This is a genomic window from Marinilabilia sp., assembly GCF_016278715.1.
Lineage (GTDB): Bacteria > Bacteroidota > Bacteroidia > Bacteroidales > Marinilabiliaceae > Marinilabilia.
Map to the genome: position 1 here is coordinate 1 of NZ_JADQBH010000044.1, position 2,535 is coordinate 2,535.

Genomic DNA, 2,535 nt, shown 5'->3' on the forward strand with positions numbered 1-2,535 from the left:
TTCCGATCTGGATTCGTGATAACTATTCAAGCGGAGACGGAGGTGCTGTTTATGTTTCTGATAGCAGTCCGAAATTTGGGAATGTGTTGTTTACCAATAACTCTTCCGGCGATGATGGAGGGGCTGTTTATTCTTTAGGAACTGCTGAATATTACAACTGTACCTGGTCTGGCAATTCAGCCAATGGAAGGGGTGGTTCTGTTTATGGAAATGCAACCATTACTAATTCTATTTCCTGGGGAAATTACTCCGGCTTGTATGACAATGAATTCTCAAGTGGTAATAACGTGAGAAATTCTATCTACGAAACCCGTGATGAAATCAATGGAAATGTTTCTGTGGATCCAATGTTCGTGGCTCCCGATAAAAATGACTTTAGGTTGCTTGCCGGTAGTCCGGGTTTGAATACCGGTATTAATGAGGATGTTCCGGAATGGTTGACTTCTGACTGGCTCGGTGCTGTTCGTATTCAGGAAAGTGTTGTGGATGTTGGAATGTCCGAGGGCGGTGTTGTGGCACCGGTATTATTAAGTCCTGAGCACAAATCTTATTTTGACAGTGGAAATAGTTCCATACTTCTTGAGTGGGGATGGCCCAATACTCAACCTTCAAATGTTGAGAGTTATTCGGTTGAATTTAGTTTTAATGGAGCAGAGCCGGTTCTGATGGAATATATTCAGGGCCTGAGTTATACTCTGGCAGGACTTAATCCGGGTTCCGTTGTAGCTTGGCGCGTCTGCAGTGTAGATGCTTCCGGCCGAAAAACATGGTCAGAACAGCATCATTTTTCTGTATTGAGGGGGCATCCGCTTTATGTGACTTCGGGCGGAACCGGAGCAGGAACCTCATGGACGGATGCAATGAACTTGCAGGAAGCTCTTGGGAATGCAGTTGATGGTGATTCCATCTGGGTTGCGGCAGGTACCTATAAACCGACAACGACTATCGACCGGGAGGTCTCTTTTGTGTTGACGGAGAATATAAAGATGTTTGGTGGCTTCGCAGGCACTGAAACTGAGTTTAGTGAGCGAAACCATATCAAAAATAAAACAATTTTGAGTGGAGATATTGGTGTGGAGGATGTGATTACCGACAATAGTTACCATGTTTTATCGGCTGTGGGGGTAACGAAAGAACGGGATGACTGGAGTGCAGTGGTTGATGGGTTTACTATAGAAGATGGTTATGCCGATGGCAGTGGGCATAACAATGGAGGTGGTTTGTATCTCGAATGGGCTTCTCCTCTGTTTGTTAATGTGCATTTCAAAAATAACTATGCCCTTTATGACGGTGGAGCAGTTTATGATGCCGTGGGTAGTCAGGCTGAATTCGGAAATGTACTTTTTACAAACAATACCTGTGATAGTGAAGGAGGTGCTGTTTATGCTAAAAAATATTTCAGGTTTTACAACTGTGTTTGGTTTAAAAACTCCTCCTGGATTGATGGGGGCGCAGCTTATGGACGCAATAGCATTGTTAATTCAATATTTTGGGAAAATTCATCTCAAAACAATTACAACAATGATTTGAGTCGTTCGGAATTGGTTTCCTATACTATTTATGAATCCGGAAACAGCAACAATAACCTGACAGGAAATCCCGAATTTATTGATGCGGATAACGGGGACTTTAGAATAAGAGAAGAAAGTATTGCTCTCAATGCCGGAAGCAATGATGCGCTTCCTGAATGGTTGACTACCGATTACTTTGGTAATTCCAGAATTTTGGCAGATACACTGGATATTGGAATCTCTGAAGGAGCAGTCGTTGGGCCCGTTATAATAAATCCGGAAAACCAATCGGTTCTTCAAATTGAGGACGGAGCGACTGTTGTGCTCAATTGGGGTATGGAAGACAGCGAAGTTGCCTCAACCATTTCGGATTACCAACTGGAGTATGTGGTTGGAGCAGACACAACCCTTGTTGAAAATATTGAAGGTTATGAATACGGTCTTTCCGACCTTGCACCTCTGGATGCTGTCAAGTGGCGGGTAGGATATGTTGATGGTAGTGGTAACACCAATTGGTCAGTCTATGCTTCGTTCGGTATTTATCGTGGACATCCGTTGTTTGTTGTGCCAAATGGTACCGGAGACGGCTCTTCATGGGAGAACGGCATTGATTTGAAAGATGCACTGAGCGTTGCAGTCACTGGAGATTCGCTATGGATTTCGGGCGGGATTTATAAACCTGCGGTTACCACCAACAGAGACTCCTCTTTTGTTATAGATACAAATGTGAAACTGTTTGGTGGATTCTCAGGAGTTGAAACGTTTTTTGAAGAACGTGATATATATAAAAACAAGGTTGTTTTGAGTGGAGATATCGGGGAGCCCGGTGTTGAAGGTGACAACAGTTATCATGTGGTCAGCATTACTGGTTCTCTTGAGCAACCTGTTACAGAGCAAATGATTCTGGATGGCCTGACCATTGAAGGTGGGTTCGCGGATGTCTATGACGACACCGAGGGAGGTGGCTTGATAATAAAAAGCGCTTCCCCGATAATAAAAAATGTTAGGTTCCGGAATAATTATG

The 2,535-nt window shown here is 43.6% G+C and carries 1 pseudogene; it reads left to right on the forward strand.

The window, feature by feature from the left end:
- Nucleotides 1-2,535, forward strand: a pseudogene (locus tag QZZ43_RS03100) (hypothetical protein); the annotation flags it as partial.